19 protein-coding genes are annotated in these 22,767 nt (G+C 70.6%); 3 read left to right on the top strand and 16 right to left on the bottom strand.

The genetic code is table 11. The features are described from left to right. Nucleotides 1-64 precede the first annotated feature (64 nt). Nucleotides 65-1,510 carry an argininosuccinate synthase gene (gene argG, locus ACFYO2_RS22610; RefSeq protein ID WP_388351792.1) on the top strand — a complete coding sequence of 482 codons (1,446 nt, stop codon included), beginning with the start codon at nucleotides 65-67 and terminating at the stop codon, nucleotides 1,508-1,510. Nucleotides 1,511-1,572: 62 nt separating this feature from the next. On the opposite strand, the gene ACFYO2_RS22605 is transcribed toward argG, so the two are convergent. Both ACFYO2_RS22605 and fmt read right to left on the bottom strand, forming a co-directional pair. Then, nucleotides 1,573-2,991, bottom strand: coding sequence for an RsmB/NOP family class I SAM-dependent RNA methyltransferase (locus tag ACFYO2_RS22605; RefSeq protein ID WP_388351789.1), 1,419 nt, complete (start codon nucleotides 2,989-2,991; stop codon nucleotides 1,573-1,575). 62 nt (nucleotides 2,992-3,053) lie between these two features. Next, the gene (gene fmt, locus ACFYO2_RS22600) at nucleotides 3,054-3,986 is read right to left on the bottom strand and encodes a methionyl-tRNA formyltransferase (protein ID WP_388351787.1); all 933 of its coding nucleotides are present in this window, start codon (nucleotides 3,984-3,986) and stop codon (nucleotides 3,054-3,056) included. Between the two features lie 323 nt (nucleotides 3,987-4,309). On the opposite strand from fmt, the gene ACFYO2_RS22595 reads away from it, so the two are divergent. After that, nucleotides 4,310-4,855 (top strand): hypothetical protein, encoded by a 546-nt coding sequence (locus ACFYO2_RS22595; RefSeq protein ID WP_388351784.1) that lies wholly within the window; start codon nucleotides 4,310-4,312, stop codon nucleotides 4,853-4,855. A 121-nt stretch (nucleotides 4,856-4,976) separates the two neighbouring features. On the opposite strand, the gene ACFYO2_RS22590 is transcribed toward ACFYO2_RS22595, so the two are convergent. The 14 genes from ACFYO2_RS22590 to pyrR all read right to left on the bottom strand — a co-directional run bounded on the left by ACFYO2_RS22590 (nucleotide 4,977) and on the right by pyrR (nucleotide 21,901). Beyond that, nucleotides 4,977-7,130 (bottom strand): primosomal protein N', encoded by a 2,154-nt coding sequence (locus tag ACFYO2_RS22590; RefSeq protein ID WP_388351782.1) that lies wholly within the window; start codon nucleotides 7,128-7,130, stop codon nucleotides 4,977-4,979. Between the two features lie 418 nt (nucleotides 7,131-7,548). Beyond that, nucleotides 7,549-8,757 carry a methionine adenosyltransferase gene (gene metK / locus ACFYO2_RS22585; protein ID WP_388351779.1) on the bottom strand — a complete coding sequence of 403 codons (1,209 nt, stop codon included), beginning with the start codon at nucleotides 8,755-8,757 and terminating at the stop codon, nucleotides 7,549-7,551. A gap of 239 nt (nucleotides 8,758-8,996) precedes the next feature. Continuing rightward, nucleotides 8,997-10,199 carry a bifunctional phosphopantothenoylcysteine decarboxylase/phosphopantothenate--cysteine ligase CoaBC gene (coaBC, locus tag ACFYO2_RS22580; protein WP_388352015.1) on the bottom strand — a complete coding sequence of 401 codons (1,203 nt, stop codon included), beginning with the start codon at nucleotides 10,197-10,199 and terminating at the stop codon, nucleotides 8,997-8,999. 122 nt (nucleotides 10,200-10,321) lie between these two features. Continuing rightward, the gene (gene rpoZ / locus ACFYO2_RS22575) at nucleotides 10,322-10,594 is read right to left on the bottom strand and encodes a DNA-directed RNA polymerase subunit omega (protein ID WP_003988945.1); all 273 of its coding nucleotides are present in this window, start codon (nucleotides 10,592-10,594) and stop codon (nucleotides 10,322-10,324) included. A 98-nt stretch (nucleotides 10,595-10,692) separates the two neighbouring features. Beyond that, entirely contained in the window at nucleotides 10,693-11,286 is a 594-nt protein-coding gene (gene gmk / locus ACFYO2_RS22570; protein WP_388351775.1) for a guanylate kinase, read from the bottom strand. Nucleotides 11,287-11,345: 59 nt separating this feature from the next. Next, nucleotides 11,346-11,669, bottom strand: coding sequence for an integration host factor (locus ACFYO2_RS22565; RefSeq protein WP_003977346.1), 324 nt, complete (start codon nucleotides 11,667-11,669; stop codon nucleotides 11,346-11,348). Between the two features lie 277 nt (nucleotides 11,670-11,946). Next, complete coding sequence (gene pyrF, locus ACFYO2_RS22560) at nucleotides 11,947-12,789, bottom strand: orotidine-5'-phosphate decarboxylase (protein WP_388351771.1); 843 nt, start codon at nucleotides 12,787-12,789, stop codon at nucleotides 11,947-11,949. Beyond that, a complete protein-coding gene (locus ACFYO2_RS22555; RefSeq protein ID WP_388351769.1) occupies nucleotides 12,786-13,892 on the bottom strand; it encodes a quinone-dependent dihydroorotate dehydrogenase in 1,107 nt (368 codons plus the stop codon). Before ACFYO2_RS22555 ends, pyrF begins: the two co-directional genes overlap by 4 nt. A gap of 63 nt (nucleotides 13,893-13,955) precedes the next feature. After that, nucleotides 13,956-17,264, bottom strand: coding sequence for a carbamoyl-phosphate synthase large subunit (gene carB, locus ACFYO2_RS22550; protein ID WP_388351765.1), 3,309 nt, complete (start codon nucleotides 17,262-17,264; stop codon nucleotides 13,956-13,958). After that, nucleotides 17,257-18,414, bottom strand: a complete 1,158-nt coding sequence (gene carA, locus ACFYO2_RS22545) for a glutamine-hydrolyzing carbamoyl-phosphate synthase small subunit (protein WP_388351762.1) — start codon at nucleotides 18,412-18,414, stop codon at nucleotides 17,257-17,259. The genes carB and carA overlap by 8 nt, the downstream gene beginning before the upstream one ends. After that, nucleotides 18,411-18,977, bottom strand: a complete 567-nt coding sequence (locus ACFYO2_RS22540; protein WP_388351759.1) for a hypothetical protein — start codon at nucleotides 18,975-18,977, stop codon at nucleotides 18,411-18,413. Before ACFYO2_RS22540 ends, carA begins: the two co-directional genes overlap by 4 nt. Beyond that, nucleotides 18,974-20,260: a dihydroorotase gene (locus tag ACFYO2_RS22535; protein ID WP_388351756.1), complete on the bottom strand. Its 1,287-nt coding sequence runs from the start codon at nucleotides 20,258-20,260 to the stop codon at nucleotides 18,974-18,976. The genes ACFYO2_RS22540 and ACFYO2_RS22535 overlap by 4 nt, the downstream gene beginning before the upstream one ends. Before the next feature lie 6 nt (nucleotides 20,261-20,266). Further along, nucleotides 20,267-21,244, bottom strand: a complete 978-nt coding sequence (locus ACFYO2_RS22530) for an aspartate carbamoyltransferase catalytic subunit (RefSeq protein WP_388351753.1) — start codon at nucleotides 21,242-21,244, stop codon at nucleotides 20,267-20,269. Nucleotides 21,245-21,331: 87 nt separating this feature from the next. Then, complete coding sequence (gene pyrR / locus ACFYO2_RS22525; RefSeq protein WP_388351750.1) at nucleotides 21,332-21,901, bottom strand: bifunctional pyr operon transcriptional regulator/uracil phosphoribosyltransferase PyrR; 570 nt, start codon at nucleotides 21,899-21,901, stop codon at nucleotides 21,332-21,334. A 253-nt stretch (nucleotides 21,902-22,154) separates the two neighbouring features. Here pyrR and bldD point away from each other — a divergent pair, with 253 nt between their 5' ends. Further along, nucleotides 22,155-22,658, top strand: a complete 504-nt coding sequence (gene bldD / locus ACFYO2_RS22520) for a transcriptional regulator BldD (protein ID WP_217239608.1) — start codon at nucleotides 22,155-22,157, stop codon at nucleotides 22,656-22,658. Nucleotides 22,659-22,767: the final 109 nt, after the last annotated feature.

The following is a 22,767-nucleotide window of genomic DNA, read 5'->3' as shown; positions in this document are numbered from 1 at the left end:
AACGCATCACATGAGACCCGCACCCCCCTTTGCATGATCATGCGCGATTATGCATACTCTTCCTATGTCTAAGGTCCTCACCTCCCTTCCCGCCGGCGAGCGCGTCGGCATCGCCTTCTCGGGCGGGCTCGACACCTCGGTCGCGGTCGCGTGGATGCGCGACAAGGGTGCCGTCCCGTGCACCTACACCGCCGACATCGGCCAGTACGACGAGCCCGACATCGCCTCGGTGCCCGGCCGCGCGAAGACCTACGGTGCCGAGATCGCGCGCCTGGTCGACTGCCGCGCGGCGCTGGTCGAGGAGGGCCTGGCCGCGCTCACCTGCGGGGCGTTCCACATCCGCTCGGGCGGGCGCGCCTACTTCAACACCACGCCGCTCGGCCGTGCCGTCACAGGCACCCTCCTGGTGCGGGCGATGCTCGAGGACGACGTCCAGATCTGGGGCGACGGCTCGACCTTCAAGGGCAACGACATCGAGCGGTTCTACCGCTACGGCCTGCTCGCCAACCCGCACCTGCGGATCTACAAGCCCTGGCTGGACGCGGACTTCGTGACCGAGCTCGGCGGCCGCAAGGAGATGTCGGAGTGGCTGCTCGCCCACGAGCTGCCCTACCGCGACAGCACGGAGAAGGCGTACTCCACCGACGCCAACATCTGGGGCGCCACCCACGAGGCCAAGACGCTTGAGCACCTCGACACCGGCGTGGAGACCGTGCAGCCGATCATGGGCGTGCGGTTCTGGGACCCGGAGGTCGAGATCGTCACCGAGGACGTGACGATCGGCTTCGACCAGGGCCGCCCGGTGACGATCAACGGCAAGGAGTTCGCCACCCCCGTCGACCTGGTGATGGAGGCCAACGCCATCGGCGGCCGCCACGGCATGGGCATGTCCGACCAGATCGAGAACCGGATCATCGAGGCCAAGAGCCGCGGCATCTACGAGGCGCCCGGCATGGCCCTCCTGCACGCGGCGTACGAACGCCTGGTCAACGCGATCCACAACGAGGACACCCTCGCCCAGTACCACAACGAGGGCCGTCGCCTGGGCCGGCTGATGTACGAGGGCCGCTGGCTGGACCCGCAGGCGCTCATGGTGCGCGAGTCGCTGCAGCGCTGGGTCGGCACGGCCGTCACCGGCGAGGTGACGCTGCGGCTGCGGCGCGGTGAGGACTACTCGATCCTCGACACCACGGGCCCGGCGTTCAGCTACCACCCGGACAAGCTGTCCATGGAGCGCACCGAGGACTCCGCGTTCGGCCCGGTGGACCGGATCGGCCAGCTCACCATGCGCAACCTCGACATCGCCGACTCCCGCGCCAAGCTGGAGCAGTACGCCTCGCTCGGCCTGATCGGCACCGCCAACACCGCCATCGGTGCCGCCCAGGCGGCCGCGACCGGGCTGATCGGCACGATGCCGGAGGGCGGCGCCGAGGCCATCGCCTCCCGCGGCGAGGTCTCCGACGACGAGGCGATGCTGGACCGCGCCGCGATGGAGTCCGGCACGGACTGACCGACCGCACCCACGGAGAAGGCCGGCTCGGCAGCGAGCCGGCCTTTCGCGTCACCCGGTCGTCAGCCGGTCCTGCGGATGAGCGCCAGATACATGGCGTCGGTCCCGTGCCGATGCGGCCACAGTTGTACGTCGGGGCCGTCCCCGAGATCCGGTACGCCGGGCAACAGCGGCCGGGCGTCGATGAACTCGGCCTCGGGGTGCCGCTTGAGCACGTCGTCGACGACGGCCCGGGTCTCGGCGAGATGCGGCGAGCAGGTGGCGTAGCCGACGATCCCGCCGACCCGCACGGACTCGAGCGCGTTGTGCAGCAGGCCGCGCTGCAGCGGCGCGAACCCCTCGAGGTCCTCGGGGCGCCTGCGCCACCGCGCCTCGGGCCGCCGCCGCAGGGCGCCGAGCCCGGTGCACGGCACGTCCATCAGCACCCGGTCGAAGGAGCCGGGCCGCCACGGCGGCCGGGTCCCGTCGGCGGCGATGACCTGATAGGGCCCGGGGTTCCCGTCGAGTGCCTTGGCGACGAGCCCGGCCCGGTGCGGCTGCTTCTCGGAGGCGAGCAGGAAGGCGCCACGTTCGGCGGCGAGGGCGGCGAGCAGGGCCGCCTTGCCGCCGGGTCCGGCACATCCGTCGAGCCACTTCTCGTCACGCCCTTCGAGGGGCGCGTGGGCCAGGGCCAGCGCGACGAGCTGGCTGCCCTCGTCCTGCACGCCCGCCCGGCCTTCCCGTACGGCCTCGATGGCACCGGGCTCGCCGCCCTCGGCCAGCCGCACGGCGTACGGCGACCAGCGCCCCGCCACCGCGGCCTCCTCCCGGAGCAGCTCGTCGGTGGTGGACCGGCCCGGCCGGGCGACGAGGGTCACCTCGGGCCGCTCGTTGTCGGCCTCCAGCAGTTCCTCGAGCCCGGCGCGCCCGCCGCCGAGCGAGTCCCAGAGGGCGGAGACGACCCAGCGGGGATGCGAGTGCACCACGGCGAGGTGGTCCTCAGGATCGTCCTCGTAGGGCGGGGCCACCTTGGCGATCCACCCGTCCAGGTCGTCCTGCGCGACCTTGCGCAGCACGGCGTTGACGAACTTCGCCCGCCCGTCGCCGAGTACCACCCTGGCGAGCTCGACGGACGCGGACACGGCGGCATGGGTCGGGATCCGCGTTCCGAGCAACTGGTGCACACCGAGGCTGAGCACGTCGAGCACCGGCGGGTCGACCTCGCGCAGCGGCCGGTCGACACAGGCGGCGATGACGGCGTCGTACGTCCCCTGGCGCCGCAGCGTCCCGTACACCAGCTCGGTCGCGAGCGCCGCGTCCCGCGCCTCGAAGTCGCCCTTCTCCCGCGCCTTCCGCAGGAGCGGCGGCAGCACGAGGTTGGCGTACGCGTCCCGCTCGTCCACGGCCCGCAGCGCCTCGAAGGCGAGGATGCGGACGGGGTCCTTCTGGGGCCGACGGTAGGGCTTGCCTGCGGGGCGGGGCCGACGGGGTTGGTCACTCACGAAAAAGGTGCTCCGGGTTCAGAGGTGGATACGCACCAAGCGTAAGTCCGCGGCCCCCCGCCTCACGCGCCGAGGGTCTCGCCCTCTGCGATGCGCACCCCGCGCGCCCAGTCGGCGGCCTTCATCGGCTTCTTGCCCTGCGCCTGCACCCACAGCAGCTCGACTGCGTACGACCCGGTGCCGACATGGACGTCGTTCTTGCCGACGGACAGCGCACCGGGAGTCAGGTCGGTCCGCTCGGGCACGGGCCGGGCCTGAATGAGCTTGAGCCGCTCGCCCCGGAAGGTGGTCCAGGCGCCGGGCGCCGGCGTGCACCCGCGCACCACCCGGTCCACCCGCAGCGACGGGGTCGCCCAGTCCACCTGGGCGTCCTCGACGGTGATCTTCGGGGCGAGGGTGATGCCCTCCGTGGGCTGCGGTACGGCCTTCAGCGTGCCGTCCTCGATACCGTCCATGGTGGCGGCGAGCAGCCCGGAGCCCGCGAAGGCGAGCCGGGTCAGCAGGTCGCCGCTGGTGTCGGTGGGCCGGATCTCCTCGGTCACCGTCCCGTACACGGGCCCGGAGTCGAGCCCCTCCTCGATCAGGAAGGTCGAGGCGCCGGTGATCTCGTCGCCCGCCATGATCGCCTGCTGCACGGGCGCGGCTCCGCGCCAGGCGGGAAGCAGCGAGAAGTGCAGGTTGACCCAGCCGCGAACGGGGATGTCGAGGGCGACACGGGGCAGCAGCGCGCCGTAGGCGACGACGGGACAGCAGTCCGGGGCGATCTCGCGCAGCCGCTCGAGAAACTCCGGATCCCGCGGCCTGACGGGCTTCAGCACCTCGATCCCGGCCTCCTCGGCCCGTTCGGCGACGGGAGACGCGACCAGCCTCCGCCCACGACCGGCCGGCGCGTCGGGCCGCGTGACAACAGCGGCCACCTCGTGCCGCCCGGAGGCGAGCAGAGCGTCCAGAGCGGGAACGGCGACCTCGGGGGTACCGGCGAAGACGAGCTTCATGGGTGGGATCGGGCCTCTCGGGCGGAGTGGGACACGGGCAACGCCCAAGTCTATGACCACACACGGAACAGCCGCCGACGGCGAACCACCCCACAGGAGAGGCCCACTTGTACCCAACTGGAAACGGATGGTGCGCTGGTGGGAGACCAAGCCGAGGCCGAAGGCCAAGGCGCAAATCCCCCACCCCCGGCGCACGCATAGACCCATACGCCCCCCGGCCGTGACCAGCGGAGCGTAAACGCGTTGGTCAAGACAGAGTTGACCTCACGGGCCGCACATAGCGCGGCCCGATCCTTTTCATCGCCGGTTCGAGAGGCTTGTTCATGGCCGACCACGCAACCCACGACGCCCAGGCTCGGGCCAGCCTGCACTTGCTGGTGCGGGACATCGAGCGGGTCCGCCGGCAGGTGGACGCACTGCGCACCCTCACCGCCCAGTTGGGCAACGTCTACCGCCCGCGCCGCTCCGGCCCCTCCACGGGCTTCGTCGTGTACGGACGCGCCCCCGCCCCCACGGTCCGTCTCGCCCAGGAACTACGGGACAGTGTCGAGACCCTGGTCACGGCCGCCGTGGACTTCGACCGCTCACTCGGCTTCTCGTGGGACGCGGTGGGTTCGGCCCTCGGAGTCACCAAGCAGGCGGTGCACCGCCGTTACGGCGCCCGCCGCGCCACGGCCCAGGCGGCGACGGCCGAGCCCCAGCGGACCACGGAACCCGCGGCCTCCCGCACGGTCAACGTGGGCACCGGCATCTCCACCGTGCCCACGGTCCCCGCCGCCCGCTCGATGCCGACCCAGCCGACGGCGGGCAGCCCGTCCCTCCGCGACGAGGCCAGGCCGACGGCCTTTCCCACCCCGCGCAACGGCTGACGGCTGACGGCTGACGGCACCCCACCTCTGCCCTCCCGGCACATCCGGGAGGGCAGCCGCATGACACCCGGGCCGTGGCCGATAAGCGAAGCACCCCTGTCAGCCGCTATCAGCCGCTACCTCAGCCGATATCGGGCGGATCGATCCGCACCCGAACCGCCGCCTCGCCACCCCCACGCGCCATCCGTGCCGCCTGCGCCGCCTTCAGCGCGGCCGCCAGTGCCGCCCCCGTCCCCGGCGGCACTCGGATCAGCGCCCGCTCCCACTGCTCCCCGGGAGGCGGCGCCCCGGCCCGTCGCGGACGCCCGGCGGTCGTGACCGGCACCGGCACGGGCCCCAACACCTCGGCCTCCGACGGCATTTCCACCGCTCCCAGAAACTCGGCGAGCGCCTCCGCGGGCGCCGACACGGCCGCCATCCGCGACACCGGCGGAAATCCCAGCTCGGCCCGCTCCGCGAGCTCGCGCACCGCATGGCCGACGGGGTCCCACCGCACCAGGGCCTGCACGGGCCGCAACGTGGGCTCGGCGACGATCACGACGGTGCCACCCGCACTCTGCGGCCGAACCAGCGCTGCCGCCCCGATCCACCGCCGCAACGCGTCCTCGCCGGCGCGCAGATCGGGCCGCCCGAGCATGGCCCAGCCGTCCAGCAGCAGCGCGGCCGCGTACCCGCCCTCTGCGACGGGCTCGGCCCCCGGTGTACTCACCACCAGTGCGGGCGCGGACGCCACGGTGTCCAGCACCTGCTCACGCCCGGAGGTCCGCACAGGCACGGCCGGGAAGGCCCGCCCGAGCTCCTCCGCGGTCCGCCGCGCCCCCACGACCTGCGCCCGCAACCGGAACGCACCGCACTCCGGACAGTGCCAGCCCCCTCCGTCGCGCCCGCACCACCCACACCGCAGCGCGGTCTCGGACTCCTGCGCCTCCAGGGGTCCGGCGCAGTGCCGACAGCGCGCCGGCGCCCGGCAGTTGGCGCACGCCATCCGCGGTACGTAACCCCGCCGGGGAACCTGCACGAGCACCGGCCCGTGCCGCAGCCCCTCTCTGACGACCTGCCAGGCGAGGGTGGGCAGCCGGGCGGCCCGGGCGGCCTCGTCCCGCGCGAGATCGCCGTCGCCGACGGTCCGGACGAGCGGAGCGGTGGCCCGCACCTGCTCCCGACCGGCGACGATCGGCCGGGCCCACCCGCTCTCCACGAGCTGCGCCGCCTCGACGGTGCAACTCCAACTCCCCAGAAGGAAAGCGCACTTGTCCTGCGCGGCCCGCAGCAGCAGCACCTCCCGGGCATGGGGCTGGGGCGCATGCTGTTCGCTGTGGCTGTCGTCGCCGTCCTCCCAGATGGCGACCAGCCCGAGATCCTGAACGGGCGCGAACATGGCGGCCCGCGTTCCGACAACGGCCCGTACAGCCCCCCGTCGCACGGCCAGCCACTCCCGATACCGCTTCTCGGGCCCGGCATCGGCGGTGAGGACGGCATGCCGCCCCTCCCCCAGCAACGCCGTCAGCGCGGCGTCGACCCGTGCGACCGCCCGCCCGTCCGGCAGCACGACCAGCGCACCGCGCCCGGACGCCAGCGTCGCCCCCACGGTCCGCGCCAGCTCCTCGCTCCACTCCGGCCTGGGCAACGCGTTCCACACGGCTCGCGGCGCACCCCCGGAGGCCAGCGCCTCGAGAAACGCGGCTCCCTGCTCGTACCGCCCCCAGGACCCTGCCTCGGGTGCACTCGGCGGCGGCAGCGGCGCGGGCGACGGCCGCTGCTCGGCCCGCGCGCTGCGCGGCGGCACGGCGAGCTGCAGCACATCGGCAAGACTCCCCGCGTACCGATCGGCGACAGCACGAGCCAGCCCCAGCAACTCCTCACTGAGCACCGGCTCTGGCGACACCACCTGGGCCAGCGCGGCAAGCGGCCCTGAGTAGTCCGACTCGGCGAGCCGCTCGACGAGAAACCCGTCGATCAGCCCGCCGCCCTCACGCCGCCCGTCCCGGACCCGGTGCCGCCCGGCCCCGAAACGCACCCGCACCCGCACCCCGGGCTGCGCGTCCGCATCGAGTTCCTCGGGCACGGCGTAGTCGAAGTACCGGTCGAGGTGCAGCACACCCTTGTCGACCAGCACCCGAGCGACAGGCAGTTCCTTGGCGAGCGCGGCCCCCCGCCAGGTCCGCGGCTTGGCCCGCGGCGCCTTCGCCTGCCGCACGGTCTCCCGAATGAGCGCAAGCTGCTCGGGCGGCGCCCCCTCGGCCCCACCGTCCACCGACCCGTTCTCGCTGCTCACCCTTGCATTCTTACCAAACCCCACTGACAACCGACGGCGCCCGAGGTCTCCCGACGGCGACGGCGCGCACTCTGCCTTGGACCACTCGGCCACACCACCGGGGACTTGCCCCGGCCGGCGGCGGGATTCGAACCCGCGGGGGCTCGCGAGCCCCGAAGTATCCGTCACCTTCGCACCGGACGCCCCCGGCCTCAGAACCTCCCGAGATCAAAAGCGGCAGCGGTACGCAAAGCTCGGCTTCACCGCGCGCCCCTGGGCGCACTCCACAGAAGTACCCGCGACCATCGCACCGGGAGGATCCCCAGCCTACGAATCCACAAGCCCACGCGGCCAGCCAATTTCACCCGCCGGAACGCGACCGAGGCCCGGCTACCACAGGGTAGCCGGGCCTCGAACAGAAACAGGGTGCCCTTCGGTCCTACAGACCCGCAGCCTTGCGCAGGGCGTCCACGCGGTCCGTCTTCTCCCAGGTGAACTCGGGGAGCTCGCGGCCGAAGTGGCCGTACGCCGCGGTCTGGGCGTAGATCGGGCGGAGCAGGTCGAGGTCGCGGATGATGGCGGCCGGACGGAGGTCGAAGACCTCGTCGATCGCCTTCTCGATCCTGTCGGTGTCGACCTTGGCGGTGCCGAAGGTCTCCACGAACAGGCCGACCGGCTCGGCCTTGCCGATCGCGTACGCGACCTGGACCTCGCAGCGGGTGGCGAGGCCCGCGGCGACGACGTTCTTGGCGACCCAGCGCATCGCGTACGCGGCCGAACGGTCCACCTTGGACGGGTCCTTGCCGGAGAACGCGCCACCGCCGTGACGGGCCATGCCGCCGTAGGTGTCGATGATGATCTTGCGGCCGGTCAGGCCGGCGTCGCCCATCGGACCGCCGATCTCGAAGCGGCCGGTCGGGTTCACCAGGAGGCGGTAGTTCTCGGTGTCCAGCTTGATGCCGTCGTCCAGCAGCGCCTTCAGCTCCGCCTCGACGACGAACTCGCGGATGTCCGGGGCGAGCAGCGACTCGAGGTCGATGTCGCTGGCGTGCTGCGAGGAGACCACGACCGTGTCCAGGCGGACGGCCTTGTCCCCGTCGTACTCGATGGTGACCTGCGTCTTGCCGTCCGGGCGCAGGTAGGGGATGGTGCCGTTCTTGCGGACCTCGGACAGGCGCTTGGACAGGCGGTGCGCCAGGAAGATCGGCAGCGGCATCAGGGTGGGTGTTTCGTCGCACGCGTAACCGAACATCAGGCCCTGGTCACCCGCACCCTGGCGGTCCAGCTCGTCCTCGTCGCCCTCGACGCGGGACTCATAGGCCGTGTCGACGCCCTGCGCGATGTCCGGGGACTGCGCGCCGATGGACACCGAGACGCCGCAGGAGGCGCCGTCGAAGCCCTTCTTCGAGGAGTCGTAGCCGATCTCGAGGATCTTGTCGCGCACCAGCTGCGCGATGGGGGCGTAGGTCTTGGTGGTGACCTCACCGGCCACGTGCACCAGGCCGGTCGTGATCAGCGTCTCGACGGCGACCCGGGACGTCGGGTCCTCCTTCAGGAGCGCGTCGAGGATGGTGTCGCTGATCTGGTCAGCGATCTTGTCGGGGTGGCCCTCGGTGACGGACTCCGAGGTGAACAGGCGACGGGACACAACGCTCCCTGGGGTTGCAGCGGCTGCTGGCTGATCATTGGCGGACGGGACGGAGGCTGCGCCCGGCGTCGTCCGGTGAACAGTTTATCGGTCGCGCTCGGCCACCCGCCTCCCTGTCTCGCCTCTCGGGAGTGCTGTGACCTGCGGCACGGGCATTCTGCCCAATCACGAGTGGGCTTGGCCAGGGGCGCCACGCCCCAATCTCGGGGCACCAACGATCCTTGAGCCGAAGGAAGCACTCAGCTCAGGCGTTCGGCCACCAAGTCCCACACGGTTTCGGCCAGGGCTTCCTTCGGACCGTACGGGACCGGGGTCTCGCTGCCGTCGGAGCCCAGCACGACGGCCTCGTTCTCCTCAGAGCCGAACGTCTTGCGCTCCCCCACCTCGTTCACCACGAGGAGGTCGCACCCCTTGCGGCGCAGCTTTGTACGGCCGTTGGCCAGCACGTCGTCCGTCTCGGCGGCGAAGCCGACGACCACCTGGCCCGGGCGGGCCCGGTCGGCCGATATCTCCGCGAGGATGTCCGGATTCCGTACGAGCACGATGGGGTCCGGGTCCTGGTCGTCCTTCTTCTTGATCTTCCCGGCCGCGTACGTCTGCGGCCGGAAGTCGGCCACCGCGGCGGCCATGACGACCGCGTCGGCGTCCGCGGCAGCCTTCAGCACCGCTTCGCGAAGTTGTACGGCCGTCCCGACTGGGACGACGTCCACGCCCGCCGGGTCGGGCAGGCCGGTGTTCGCCGCGACCAGGGTGACCCGGGCGCCGCGGGCGGCGGCGGTACGGGCGAGGGCGTAGCCCTGCTTGCCGGAGGAGCGGTTGCCGAGGAAGCGCACGGGGTCGAGGGGTTCGCGGGTGCCACCGGCGCTGACGACGACATGCCGCCCGACGAGGTCCGGTTCCCTCACTCCCCTGGCGAGCACACGGCGGCAGACCTCGAAGATCTCGGCGGGGTCGGGCAGCCGACCCTTGCCGGTGTCGACGCCGGTGAGGCGGCCGACGGCCGGCTCGATGACCACGGCGCCCCGGCGGCGCAGCGTCGCCACGTTCTCCTGGGTGGCCGGGTGCTCCCACATCTCGGTGTGCATGGCGGGCGCGAAGACGACCGGGCAGCGCGCGGTGAGCAGGGTGTTGGTGAGGAGGTCGTCGGCGAGGCCGTGGGCGGCCTTGGCGAGCATGTCCGCGGTGGCCGGGGCGACGACCACCAGGTCGGCGTGCTGGCCGATGCGGACGTGCGGTACCTCGTGGACGTCGTCCCAGACCTCGGTCGAGACCGGGTTGCCGGAGAGCGCGGACCAGGTGGCGGCGCCGACGAAGTGCAGGGCGGAGGCGGTCGGCACCACCCGGACGTCGTGCCCGGACTCGGTCAGTCTGCGCAGCAGCTCACAGGCCTTGTACGCGGCGATGCCACCGCTGACGCCCAGAACGACCTTCGGCTTGTCCACCATCACTCCCCGCACCTCGGAAAACGTGCGCCGCGGCTCCCGGCGCACACCCCCATCACACACCACAGGCCCGGCAGTCGCGCTGCCGGGCCTGTGGGAAAACTCACCGCAAGCTGAAAATACTACTGAGCCGGGCCCTCGACGGCCTCGGACGTCAGCAGACCCGCGTTGATCTCGCGCAGGGCGATCGACAGCGGCTTCTCGTGGACGTGGGTGTCGACGAGCGGACCGACGTACTCGAGGAGGCCCTCGCCGAGCTGCGAGTAGTACGCGTTGATCTGGCGGGCACGCTTGGCCGCGTAGATCACGAGGCTGTACTTCGAGTCCGTGGCCTCGAGAAGCTCGTCGATCGGCGGGTTGATGATGCCCTCGGGCGCGGAGATGGAAGAGGACACGCTCTACCTTCCGATGGATGGGAAAAGATCGGCCGTGATCACATCAGTCGTGATCGCACCATTCGCGATCACATCAGTCGTGATCACATCAGTCGTGATCACACAACATCCATCAAAGATAGCAGCTCACGAGCCACATCCTCGACGGAGGTGTTGACCAGGGTCTCGTCGAACTCCGGCTCGGCCGCCAGTTCGACCTTCGCCGCCTCCAGGCGGCGCTCGATCACCTCGGGCGGCTCGGTGCCACGACCGGTGAGTCTGCGCACGAGCTCCTCCCAGGAGGGAGGAGCCAGGAACACCAGCTGGGCGTCCGTCATGGACTCACGGACCTGCCGGGCGCCCTGGAGGTCGATCTCCAGGAGCACGGGCTCGCCCGCCTCCAGTCGCTCCAGCACGGCCGCACGCGGCGTGCCGTAGCGATTGCCGGCGAACTCGGCCCACTCCAACAGCTCACCGTTGGCGATCAGCTTGTCCATCTCCTCGTCGGTGACGAAGAAGTACTGGACTCCGTGCTTCTCGCCGGGGCGGGGCTTGCGGGTCGTCGCCGACACCGAGAGCCAGACCTCGGGGTGTTCCTTGCGCATATGGGCGACGACCGTGCTCTTGCCGACCCCGGAGGGGCCGGAGAGCACGGTCAGCCGCGGACGTACGTCCGGGGGTTCGGGGGTCGTCCCCCGGAGTGTTGCAGCCATGCAGCGATTATTCCAGCAATCCCGGAGTGCCCGGGACTCCCTTCCCCGAGTAGCCGGGATCAGGAGCCGGTGCTGCCGAACTCACGCTCCAGTGAGGCGATCTGGTTGGAACCAAGGCCGCGCACTCGGCGGCTCTCGGAGATGCCGAGTCGCTCCATGATCTGCTTGGCGCGGACCTTGCCCACGCCAGGGAGAGACTCGAGCAGCGCGGAGACCTTCATCTTGCCGATGACGTCGTTCTCCTGGCCCTGCTTGATGACCTCATGCAGGGAGGCGCCGGAGTGCTTGAGTCGATTCTTGACCTCGGCCCGCTCCCGGCGAGCCGCGGCGGCCTTTTCGAGCGCGGCTGCGCGCTGTTCAGGGGTAAGGGGCGGAAGAGCCACGCCTACGTCACCTCGGATGTCGAACTGTCGGATACGGACCGGTGAGGAACCTAGTCGCCCCACACCTGGGGAGCTACGAGCAACACGCTTGCCCGTTCACTCTCGTCGGAGACTAGCGGCCAAGTGCGCCAGAGTCAGCGAGAACAGCGGAAAAGTCCTGGTCAGCCTGCGCCAGGCCGTACATTTCAGACATACTGCCCCGGATTTGAGGATGTATTCAGACTCAAGTCGGCCTCGAAGCACTCATCGGGTGTCCCGAGCGACGGAGGTGAGTGTCTCAGGCGGCGGCCACCGCGACCCTGATCTCGTCCGCGAAGCGGTCGGCGGCGTCACGCAGAGCGACCGAGTCGGGACCGTGGCGCAACACCCCACGACTCACGTTCGGCACGACGTTGCGCACCGCCGCGCCGAAAACGCCGGGAAGATCGGCCGGAGTGGCCCCCTGCGCACCGATCCCGGGCGCCAGCAGCGGCCCGCTGATGCCGAGGTCGTACGAGGACAGGTCGCCGAGCGTGGCGCCCACGACCGCCCCGAAGGAGCCCAGGGGCCCCTCTCCCGCGTTCTCGGCGGCCAGGTGGGCCAGCATGGTCGCTCCGACGTTGCGGCCGTCCGCACGGACGGCGTGCTGGACCTCGCCGCCCTCCGGGTTCGAGGTCAGCGCCAGCACGAACAGACCGGTGCCGGTCTCCCGCGCCAGCTCCACGGCCGGCCCGAGCGATCCGTAGCCGAGATACGGCGAGACGGTCAGCGCGTCGGAGAAGAGCGGGGCGTCCTTGTGGAGGAAGGACTCGGCGTACGCGGCCATGGTCGAGCCGATGTCGCCGCGCTTGGCGTCCATGACGACCAGTGCGCCGGCCTCCCGGGCCTCGGCGACGGACTTCTCCAGGACGGCGACACCACGCGACCCGAAGCGCTCGAAGAAGGCGCTCTGCGGCTTGAGGACGGCGACGCGGTCGGCCAGCGCCTCGACGACCGTGCGGCTGAACCGCTCCAGGCCGGCCACGTTGTCGTTCAGACCCCACTCGGTGAGCAGGGAGGCGTGCGGGTCGATGCCGACGCACAGGGGGCCGCGCTCGTCCATCGCCCGGCGGAGGCGTGCGCCGAAGGGCTCCAGAGTCATGCCGTCTTCCTTACGTCGGCGCCGACCGCGTCGGCAAGGGTGGCGTACGGGCTCGTCCGCAGGCGCGCGGCGAGTCCCTTGTGGATGGCGCGGGCCCAGAAGGGCCCCTCGTAGATGAAGGCGCTGTACCCCTGGACCAGCGTGGCGCCGGCCAGGATGCGCTGCCAGGCGTCCTCGGCGTTCTCGATGCCGCCGACGCCCACGAGGGTGATGCGGTCGCCCACGCGCGCGTAGAGGCGACGCAGCACCTCCAGGGAGCGTGCCTTCAGGGGTGCTCCGGACAGGCCCCCGGTCTCCTTCACCAGGCCAGGATCCGCCTTCAGGCCGAGGCCGTCGCGCGCGATGGTCGTGTTGGTGGCGATGATCCCGTCCAGGCCGAGCTCGACGGCCAGGTCGGCGACCGCGTCGACGTCCTCGTCGGCCAGGTCGGGCGCGATCTTCACCAGGAGCGGGACACGGCGCGAGGTCACCCTGCGGTCGGCGGCCTCGCGCACGGCGCTCAAGAGGGGACGCAGATGTTCGACCGCCTGCAGATTGCGCAGCCCCGGCGTGTTCGGCGACGACACGTTGACGACCAGGTAGTCGGCGTACGGTGCCAGCCGCTCGGTCGACTTCACGTAGTCGCCGACGGCCTCCTCCTCCGGGACGACCTTGGTCTTGCCGATGTTGACGCCGACGACGGTGCTGAAGACAGGCGTACGGGAGGCCAGGCGGGCGGCGACGGTCAGGGAGCCCTCGTTGTTGAAGCCCATGCGGTTGATCAGCGCGCGGTCCTTGACGAGCCGGAACAGCCGCTTCTTGGTATTGCCGGGCTGCGCCTCCCCCGTGACCGTGCCGATCTCGACGTGGTCGAAGCCGAGCATCGACATGCCGTCGATGGCGACGGCGTTCTTGTCGAAGCCGGCGGCGAGCCCGAAGGGGCCGTGCATCCGCAGCCCGAAGGTCTCGGTGCGCAGCTCCTTGTGGCGGGGCGCGAGGGCTGCGGCGACGAACGTCCGCAGGACGGGGATCCCGACGGCGAGCCGGATCCAACGGAAGGCCAGGTAATGAGCCTTCTCGGGGTCCATCCGTGTGAAAACCAGACGGAAGAAGAGCTTGTACATCGCGAGAGTCCTCTGGGGTCCTCATGAAGAGGGGGACACCTTCCGGTGTCCCCCTCAGGGCTGCTAGTCGCGGGCCGCGGTCAGGTGTTCCGCGTGTTCCTGGAGCGAACGGACACCCACGTCTCCGTGGTTGAGGGCGTCGATGCCCTGGACGGCCGCCGCGAGCGCCTGGACGGTCGTCAGACACGGCACGGACCGCGCCACGGCCGCCGTACGGATCTCGTAGCCGTCGAGGCGGCCTCCGGTGCCGTACGGGGTGTTGACGATGAGGTCCACCTCGCCGTCGTGGATGAGCTGGACGATGGTCTTCTCGCCGTTCGGGCCGGTGCCCTCGGACTGCTTGCGCACGACCGTGGCGTTGATGCCGTTGCGCTTGAGGACCTCGGCCGTGCCGGAGGTGGCGAGCAGTTCGAAGCCGTGCGCGACCAGTTCGCGCGCCGGGAAGATCATCGACCGCTTGTCGCGGTTGGCGACCGAGATGAAGGCGCGGCCCTTGGTCGGCAGCGGACCGTAGGCGCCGGCCTGCGACTTGGCGTACGCCGTTCCGAATACCGAGTCGATGCCCATGACCTCGCCGGTGGAGCGCATCTCCGGGCCGAGGACCGTGTCGACGCCCCGCCCGTGGATGTCGCGGAAGCGCGACCACGGCATGACGGCCTCCTTGACGGAGATCGGCGCGTCGAGCGGGAGTTCCCCGCCGTCGCCGTTCGCCGGAAGCAGTCCCTCCGTGCGCAGTTCGGCGATGGTCGCGCCCAGGGAGATCCGGGCGGCGGCCTTCGCCAGCGGCACCGCGGTCGCCTTCGAGGTGAAGGGGACGGTGCGGGAGGCACGCGGGTTGGCTTCGAGGACGTACAGGATGTCGCCCGCCATCGCGAACTGGATGTTGATCAGGCCGCGGACGCCGACTCCCTTGGCGATGGCCTCCGTCGAGGCCCGCAGGCGCTTGATGTCGAAGCCGCCCAGCGTGATCGGGGGCAGCGCGCACGCCGAGTCGCCGGAGTGGATGCCGGCCTCCTCGATGTGCTCCATCACACCGCCGAGGTAGAGCTCCTCGCCGTCGTACAGGGCGTCGACGTCGATCTCGATCGCGTCGTCGAGGAAGCGGTCGACCAGGACCGGCCGGGAGGGGCTGATCTCGGTCGACTCGGCGATGTAGGACGACAGCCGCGTCTCGTCGTACACGATCTCCATCCCGCGCCCGCCGAGGACGTACGACGGCCGTACCAGGACCGGGTAGCCGATCTCGTCGGCGATGGCCTTGGCCTCGGCGAAGGTGGTCGCGGTGCCGTGCTTGGGGGCCGGGAGGCCCGCCTCGGCGAGCACCCGGCCGAAGGCACCGCGGTCCTCGGCGGCGTGGATGGCCTCGGGGGGCGTTCCGACGATGGGCACGCCGTTGTCCTTGAGCGCCTGCGCCAGGCCCAGCGGGGTCTGGCCGCCGAGCTGCACGATCACGCCCGCGACCGGGCCGGCGAGGGACTCCGCGTGGACGATCTCCAGCACGTCCTCCAGCGTCAGCGGCTCGAAGTACAGGCGGTCGGAGGTGTCGTAGTCCGTGGAGACGGTCTCCGGGTTGCAGTTGACCATCACGGTCTCGTACCCGGCGTCGCTCAGCGCGAAGGAGGCGTGGACGCAGGAGTAGTCGAACTCGATGCCCTGGCCGATGCGGTTGGGGCCGGAGCCGAGGATGATGACGGCCGGCTTCTCGCGGGGCGCGACCTCGCTCTCCTCGTCGTAGGAGGAGTAGAAGTACGGCGTCTTCGCGGCGAACTCAGCGGCGCAGGTGTCGACCGTCTTGTACACCGGGCGCACGCCCAGGGCGTGCCGCACCTCGCGCACGACGTCCTCGCGCAGGCCCCGGATCTCGCCGATCTGCTGGTCGGAGAAACCGTGCCGCTTGGCCTCGGCGAGCAGTTCGGCGTCCAGGCGCTCGGCGGCCGCGAGTTCGTCCGCGATCTCCTTGATCAGGAACAGCTGGTCCACGAACCAGGGGTCGATCCTCGTGTACTCGAAGACCTCCTCGGGCGTGGCACCGGCGCGGATCGCCTGCATGACCGTGTTGATCCGGCCGTCGGTCGGGCGGGCCGAAGCCTGAAGGAGCTCCTTCTTGTCGCCCGTCTCGCCGACGAAGGTGAACTGCGAGCCCTTCTTCTCCAGCGAGCGCAGCGCCTTCTGGAACGCCTCGGTGAAGTTGCGGCCGATCGCCATGGCCTCGCCGACCGACTTCATGGTCGTGGTCAGCGTGGAGTCGGCGCTCGGGAACTTCTCGAAGGCGAAGCGCGGGGCCTTCACGACCACGTAGTCGAGCGTGGGCTCGAAGGAGGCCGGGGTCTTCTCCGTGATGTCGTTCGGGATCTCGTCGAGGGTGTAGCCGACGGCCAGCTTGGCGGCGATCTTGGCGATCGGGAAGCCGGTGGCCTTCGACGCGAGGGCCGAGGAGCGCGACACGCGCGGGTTCATCTCGATGACGATGATGCGGCCGTCGTCCGGGTCGACCGCGAACTGGATGTTGCAGCCGCCGGTGTCGACGCCGACCTCGCGGATGATCGCGATGCCGATGTCGCGCAGTCGCTGGTACTCGCGGTCGGTCAGTGTCATCGCGGGCGCGACGGTGATCGAGTCGCCGGTGTGGACGCCCATCGGGTCGAAGTTCTCGATGGAGCAGACGACCACGACGTTGTCGTTCTTGTCGCGCATCAGCTCCAGCTCGTACTCCTTCCAGCCGAGGATGGACTCCTCCAGGAGCACCTCGGTGGTCGGGGAGAGCGTGAGGCCCTGGCCGGCGATCCGGCGCAGCTCCTCCTCGTCGTGGGCGAAGCCGGAGCCGGCGCCGCCCATGGTGAAGGAGGGCCGGACGACGACCGGGTAGCCTCCGAGCTGCTCGACCCCCTTCAGGACGTCGTCCATCGAGTGGCAGATGTAGGACCGGGCGGACTCGCCGTGCCCGATCTTCTCGCGGACGGCCTCGACGACGTCCTTGAAGAGGTCGCGGTCCTCGCCCTTGTTGATCGCCTCGACGTTGGCGCCGATGAGCTCGACACCGTACTTCTCCAGCACACCCTGCTCGTGCATGGAGATCGCGGTGTTGAGGGCGGTCTGACCGCCCAGGGTGGGCAGCAGCGCGTCGGGGCGCTCCTTGGCGATGATCTTCTCGACAAACTCTGGAGTGATCGGCTCGACGTAGGTGGCGTCCGCGATCTCCGGGTCGGTCATGATCGTCGCCGGGTTGGAGTTGACCAGGATGACCCTGAGGCCCTCGGCCTTGAGGACGCGGCATGCCTGGGTGCCGGAGTAGTCGAACTCGGCGGCCTGGCCGATGACGATCGGGCCGGAGCCGATGACCAGGACGGACTGGATATCGGTGCGCTTAGGCACGCTGGCCCTCCATCAGGGATACGAAGCGGTCGAACAGGTAGGCGGCGTCGTGCGGGCCGGCTGCCGCTTCGGGGTGGTACTGGACGCTGAAGGCCGGTCGGTCGAGGAGCTGCAGCCCCTCCACCACGCTGTCATTGAGGCACACGTGGGACACCTCGGCGCGGCCGAACGGCGTGTCGGAGACCTTGTCGAGCGGGGCGTCGACCGCGAAGCCGTGGTTGTGCGCGGTGACCTCGACCTTGCCGGTGGAACGGTCCTGCACCGGCTGGTTGATGCCGCGGTGGCCGTACTTCAGCTTGTACGTGCCGAAGCCCAGCGCGCGGCCCAGGATCTGGTTGCCGAAGCAGATGCCGAAGAGCGGGGTCCCGCGCTCCAGCACCGCCTGCATCAGCGCGACCGGATGGTCGGCGGTGGCCGGGTCGCCGGGTCCGTTGGAGAAGAACACGCCGTCCGGGCCGGCCGCGTAGACCTCCTCGACGGACGCCGTCGCCGGCAGCACGTGCACCTCGATACCGCGCTCGGCCATGCGGTGCGGGGTCATGCCCTTGATGCCGAGATCGACGGCGGCGACGGTGAACTTCTTCTCGCCGATCGCCGGGACGACGTACGTCTCCTTGGTGGCGACCTCCGCGGAGAGGTTCGCGCCCTTCATCTCGGGGGCCTGGCGCACCTCGGCGAGCATGGTGCCGTCGTCGGGCAGTGCCTGGCCGGAGAAGATGCCGACGCGCATGGCGCCGCGCTCACGCAGATGGCGGGTCAACGCGCGCGTGTCGATGCCGGAGATGCCGACGACACCCTGCTCGCGGAGCTCCTCGTCGAGCGGGCGGCGGGAGCGCCAGTTGGACGGCACGCGCGCGGGGTCGCGCACCACGTATCCGGCGACCCAGATCCGCTTCGACTCGGGGTCCTCGTCGTTGACGCCGGTGTTGCCGACGTGCGGGGCAGTCATCACGACGACCTGTCGGTGGTACGACGGGTCGGTGAGGGTCTCCTGGTAGCCGGTCATGCCGGTGGAGAACACCGCCTCGCCGAAGGTCACCCCCACGGCCCCGTAGGCACGGCCGCGGAAGATCCGGCCGTCCTCCAGGACGAGTACCGCGGGAGACACGCCTTTCCTCTGCGAGGCGTTCCCCTTCGTGGAGGTCGTCATCGTGCGCCTTCCGTTTCCGTCTTGTTGATCATTGAGTTGATGGCGTCGACCCACTCGTTGTGCTCTGCGGCACGCTCGGAGCGGAACCCGGAGTCGAGCAGCCTCTCGCCGTGCGCCCAGGTCACGACGAGCAGCCCGCCCTCGGTGAGGACCTTGCCGGCGATGCCTTTGTCGAGCCGGGCCTCGCGCAGCGCCTCGACGGGGACGAAGAAGTCCGTCGCTCCCGGGCGTACGACGTCGAGTCCCGCGTCCGTCAGCGTGAGCTCGACCCGGCTGCGGGTGCCCAGGCCGTGCGCCACGATGCGGTCGAGCCACTGCCCGGCGGTGGTGGAGCCGTGGTAGCGGCCGCTCATCGTCAGTCTGGCGGCACCCGGCTCGGACGGCGCGGTGGGCAGCTCGGGCAGGTCGCCCTGGAGCGTGCCGCGCCACTTCCAGCCCTCGCGCATCAGCCAGTAGACGAGCGCGACGAAGAGGGCGAGCCCGACGAGCCAGCCGATGCGGGCGGCCCAGTCGGTGACCTGAGCCGATTCCTTCTCGGCGGCCAGCAGAATTACAGGTGTCACGTGAGCTTCCCGTCGACGAGCGTGGCCTTGCCCCGGAGCCACGTGTGCGTGACACTGCCCGGCAGCTCGCGACCCTCGTAGGGGGTGTTGCGGCTGCGCGAGGCGAAGCCCGCGGGGTCCACGGACCCACGGTATTCCGTGTCGACGAGCGTGAGGTTGGCGGGCTCACCTGCCGAGACGGGACGGCCGTGGCCCTTCGCCTGCCCGATCTGCGCGGGCTTGAACGACATGCGGTCGGCAACGCCCGCCCAGTCGAGCAGTCCGGTGTCGACCATCGTCTCCTGGACCACCGACAACGCGGTCTCCAGGCCGACCATGCCCATGGCGGCCGCGGCCCACTCGCAGTCCTTGTCCTCGTGCGGGTGCGGGGCGTGGTCGGTGGCGACGATGTCGATCGTGCCGTCGGCGAGGGCCTCGCGCAGGGCGAGCACGTCGCGCTCGGTGCGCAGCGGCGGGTTGACCTTGAAGACCGGGTTGTACGTCCGCACCAGCTCGTCGGTGAGGAGGAGGTGGTGCGGGGTCACCTCGGCGGTGACGTCGATGCCGCGGGACTTGGCCCAGCGGACGATCTCCACCGAGCCCGCGGTCGACAGGTGGCAGATGTGGACGCGGGAACCGACGTGCTCGGCGAGCAGGACATCCCGGGCGATGATCGATTCTTCGGCCACGGCCGGCCAGCCCCCGAGCCCCAGCTCGGCGGAGACGATGCCCTCGTTCATCTGGGCGCCCTCGGTCAGCCGCGGCTCCTGCGCGTGCTGGGCGACGACCCCGCCGAAGGCCTTCACGTACTCCAGCGCCCGGCGCATGATCACGGCGTCGTCGACGCACTTGCCGTCGTCGGAGAAGACGGTGACGCCGGCGGCCGACTCGTGCATGGCACCCAGCTCGGCGAGCTTCCTGCCCTCCAAACCGACGGTGACGGCACCGATGGGCTGCACGTCGCAGTAGCCGTGCTCCTGGCCGAGCCGGTAGACCTGCTCGACCACTCCGGCGGTGTCGGCGACGGGGAAGGTGTTGGCCATGGCGAACACGGTGGTGTAGCCACCGGAGGCGGCCGCCCGCGTGCCGGTCAGCACGGTCTCGGAGTCCTCTCGGCCGGGCTCGCGCAGATGGGTGTGCAGGTCCACGAGACCCGGCAGCAGCACCTTGCCGGCGGCCTCGACGACCTCGGCGCCCTCGGCCGACAGACCGACGCCCACCTCGGCGATGGTCACGCCGTCGATCAGCACGTCCTGCGGCTCGCCGCCGAGCACCTTCGCACCACGGATCAGGATCTTGCTCATCTGTCTTTACTTCTCCTCGGTACGGGTGTGGCTGACGGCGGGCTCGTTGCCGCCCAGAAGCAGGTACAGGACGGCCATCCGGACGGAGACTCCGTTGGTGACCTGCTCGACGACGGTGCAGCGCTCGGAGTCGGCGACCTCGGCGGTGATCTCCATGCCGCGGACCATCGGACCGGGGTGCATCACGATGGCGTGCTCGGGCATCCTCGCCATGCGCTCGCCGTCGAGGCCGTAGCGCCGCGCGTACTCGCGCTCGGTCGGGAAGAACGCCGCGTTCATACGCTCTCGCTGGACGCGCAGCATCATCACCGCGTCGGACTTCGGCAGCGTGCTGTCGAGGTCGTACGAGATCTCGCAGGGCCAGGTCTCGACGCCGACCGGTACCAGGGTGGGCGGGGCGACGAGGGTGACCTCGGCGCCGAGGGTGTGCAGCAGGTCGACATTGGAGCGGGCGACCCGGCTGTGCAGGATGTCGCCGACGATCGTGATCCGCTTGCCGGCGAGGTCCTGCCCGAGTCCGGCGTCGCGGCCGACGAGCCGGCGGCGCATGGTGAAGGCGTCCAGCAGGGCCTGGGTGGGGTGCTGGTGGGTGCCGTCACCGGCGTTGATGACGGCCGCGTCGATCCAGCCGGAGTTGGCCAGGCGGTACGGGGCTCCGGAGGCGCCGTGCCGGATGACGACGGCGTCGACGCCCATGGCTTCCAGGGTCTGTGCGGTGTCCTTCAGGGACTCGCCCTTGGAGACGCTCGACCCCTTGGCGGAGAAGTTGATGACGTCGGCGGACAATCGCTTCTCGGCGGCCTCGAAGGAGATCCGGGTCCGGGTGGAGTCCTCGAAGAAGAGGTTGACGACGGTACGGCCGCGCAGGGTCGGCAGTTTCTTGATCGGCCGGTCCGCGACCCGGGCCATCTCCTCGGCTGTGTCGAGGATCAGGACGGCGTCGTCGCGGGTGAGGTCGGCGGCCGAGATGAGATGACGCTGCATCTGTCAGGCTCCGTAAGGCAGTTCAGGTCGGGAGATTTCGCGCGCGGGCGTGCGGGGGCGCACTCGGGGACGTACGACCGAGTGCCGCTACTGCTCGCGCGTCGGGGAGGTCTTCACACCGAGCAGCACGGTGTCGCGACCGTCCTCCTCGGCGAGCTGGACCTTGACCGTCTCCCGCAGCGACGTGGGGAGGTTCTTGCCGACGTAGTCGGCGCGGATGGGCAGTTCGCGGTGGCCTCTGTCGACGAGGACCGCGAGCTGGACCGCGCGGGGGCGCCCGATGTCGTTCAGGGCGTCGAGTGCGGCTCGGATGGTGCGGCCGGAGAAGAGCACGTCGTCGACGAGGACGACCAGCCTGCCGTCGATGCCGTCACCGGGGATGTCGGTGCGGGCCAGCGCACGCGGCGGGTGCATGCGCAGGTCGTCGCGGTACATGGTGATGTCGAGGGAGCCGACCGGGATCTTGCGCTCGGTGATCTCCTCGAGCTTGGCGGCGAGCCGCTGGGCGAGGAAGACGCCCCGGGTGGGAATGCCGAGGAGCACCACGTCGTCGGCGCCCTTGGCGCGCTCGACGATCTCGTGGGCGATGCGGGTCAGTACCCGCGCGATGTCAGGGCCTTCGAGCACCGGCCTTGCATCGGACGCTTGAGTGTCCATAGAAAACGGACCTCCTTCTCCGCCTCACGGGACGGACCTTAAAGGACGTCGGATTTGCGCCATCCACGGTAGCAGGCCGCAGCGACTCCCCTGATCACCCCCTTGGCCCAACCGGTCACGGAAACCACGGAAGAGTCGGTGCGGACCATTCGGCTTGACGCGGCAGAGTAACGCTGCGTAACCTCACAGTGAGTTACCAGCCGCGCGGCACGGAAAAGACCCAGCCGCGTCGACACAGTGTCCGGGGAGCTATATGTCCAGCGAATACGCCAAACAGCTCGGGGCCAAGCTCCGGGCCATCCGCACCCAGCAGGGCCTTTCCCTCCACGGTGTCGAGGAGAAGTCCCAGGGGCGCTGGAAGGCCGTCGTGGTCGGTTCGTACGAGCGTGGCGACCGCGCCGTGACCGTGCAGCGACTTGCCGAGCTGGCGGATTTCTACGGCGTTCCGGTGCAGGAGCTGCTGCCGGGCACCACTCCGGGCGGGGCCGCCGAGCCGCCGCCGAAGCTGGTCCTCGACCTGGAGCGCCTGGCCCACGTGCCGGCCGAGAAGGCGGGCCCCCTCCAGCGGTACGCCGCCACGATCCAGTCGCAGCGCGGTGACTACAACGGCAAGGTGCTCTCGATCCGCCAGGACGACCTGCGCACACTCGCCGTCATCTACGACCAGTCGCCCTCGGTTCTCACCGAGCAGCTGATCAGCTGGGGCGTCCTGGACGCGGACGCGCGCCGTGCGGTCGCCTCCCACGAGGACAGCTGAGCCGCTGCTCACCTGAGCAGAAACGTGGGGGGGGGGGGGGGGGGGGGGGGGGGGGGGGGGCGGGGGGGGGCCCCCCCCCCCGGGGCGCGGGCGGGGGGGGGGGGGGGCG

Source organism: Streptomyces sp. NPDC006602 (genome assembly GCF_042870385.1).
Taxonomy (GTDB): domain Bacteria; phylum Actinomycetota; class Actinomycetes; order Streptomycetales; family Streptomycetaceae; genus Streptomyces.
Note: the sequence above shows the minus strand (reverse complement) of the source record. Positions and strands in the feature narration are given on the sequence as shown.

Excerpts from the sequence above, each read along its gene's own strand:
- bldD (WP_217239608.1), top strand. The coding sequence starts at position 22,155 with ATGTCCAGCGAATACGCCAAACAGCTCGGGGCCAAGCTCCGGGCCATC.
- gmk (WP_388351775.1), bottom strand. The coding sequence starts at position 11,286 with ATGGCTGCAACACTCCGGGGGACGACCCCCGAACCCCCGGACGTACGT.
- ACFYO2_RS22595 (WP_388351784.1), top strand. The coding sequence starts at position 4,310 with ATGGCCGACCACGCAACCCACGACGCCCAGGCTCGGGCCAGCCTGCAC.
- pyrF (WP_388351771.1), bottom strand. The coding sequence starts at position 12,789 with ATGACTCTGGAGCCCTTCGGCGCACGCCTCCGCCGGGCGATGGACGAG.
- carA (WP_388351762.1), bottom strand. The coding sequence starts at position 18,414 with ATGACGACCTCCACGAAGGGGAACGCCTCGCAGAGGAAAGGCGTGTCT.
- fmt (WP_388351787.1), bottom strand. The coding sequence starts at position 3,986 with ATGAAGCTCGTCTTCGCCGGTACCCCCGAGGTCGCCGTTCCCGCTCTG.
- ACFYO2_RS22530 (WP_388351753.1), bottom strand. The coding sequence starts at position 21,244 with ATGCAGCGTCATCTCATCTCGGCCGCCGACCTCACCCGCGACGACGCC.
- ACFYO2_RS22535 (WP_388351756.1), bottom strand. The coding sequence starts at position 20,260 with ATGAGCAAGATCCTGATCCGTGGTGCGAAGGTGCTCGGCGGCGAGCCG.
- pyrR (WP_388351750.1), bottom strand. The coding sequence starts at position 21,901 with ATGGACACTCAAGCGTCCGATGCAAGGCCGGTGCTCGAAGGCCCTGAC.
- argG (WP_388351792.1), top strand. The coding sequence starts at position 65 with ATGTCTAAGGTCCTCACCTCCCTTCCCGCCGGCGAGCGCGTCGGCATC.
- ACFYO2_RS22555 (WP_388351769.1), bottom strand. The coding sequence starts at position 13,892 with ATGTACAAGCTCTTCTTCCGTCTGGTTTTCACACGGATGGACCCCGAG.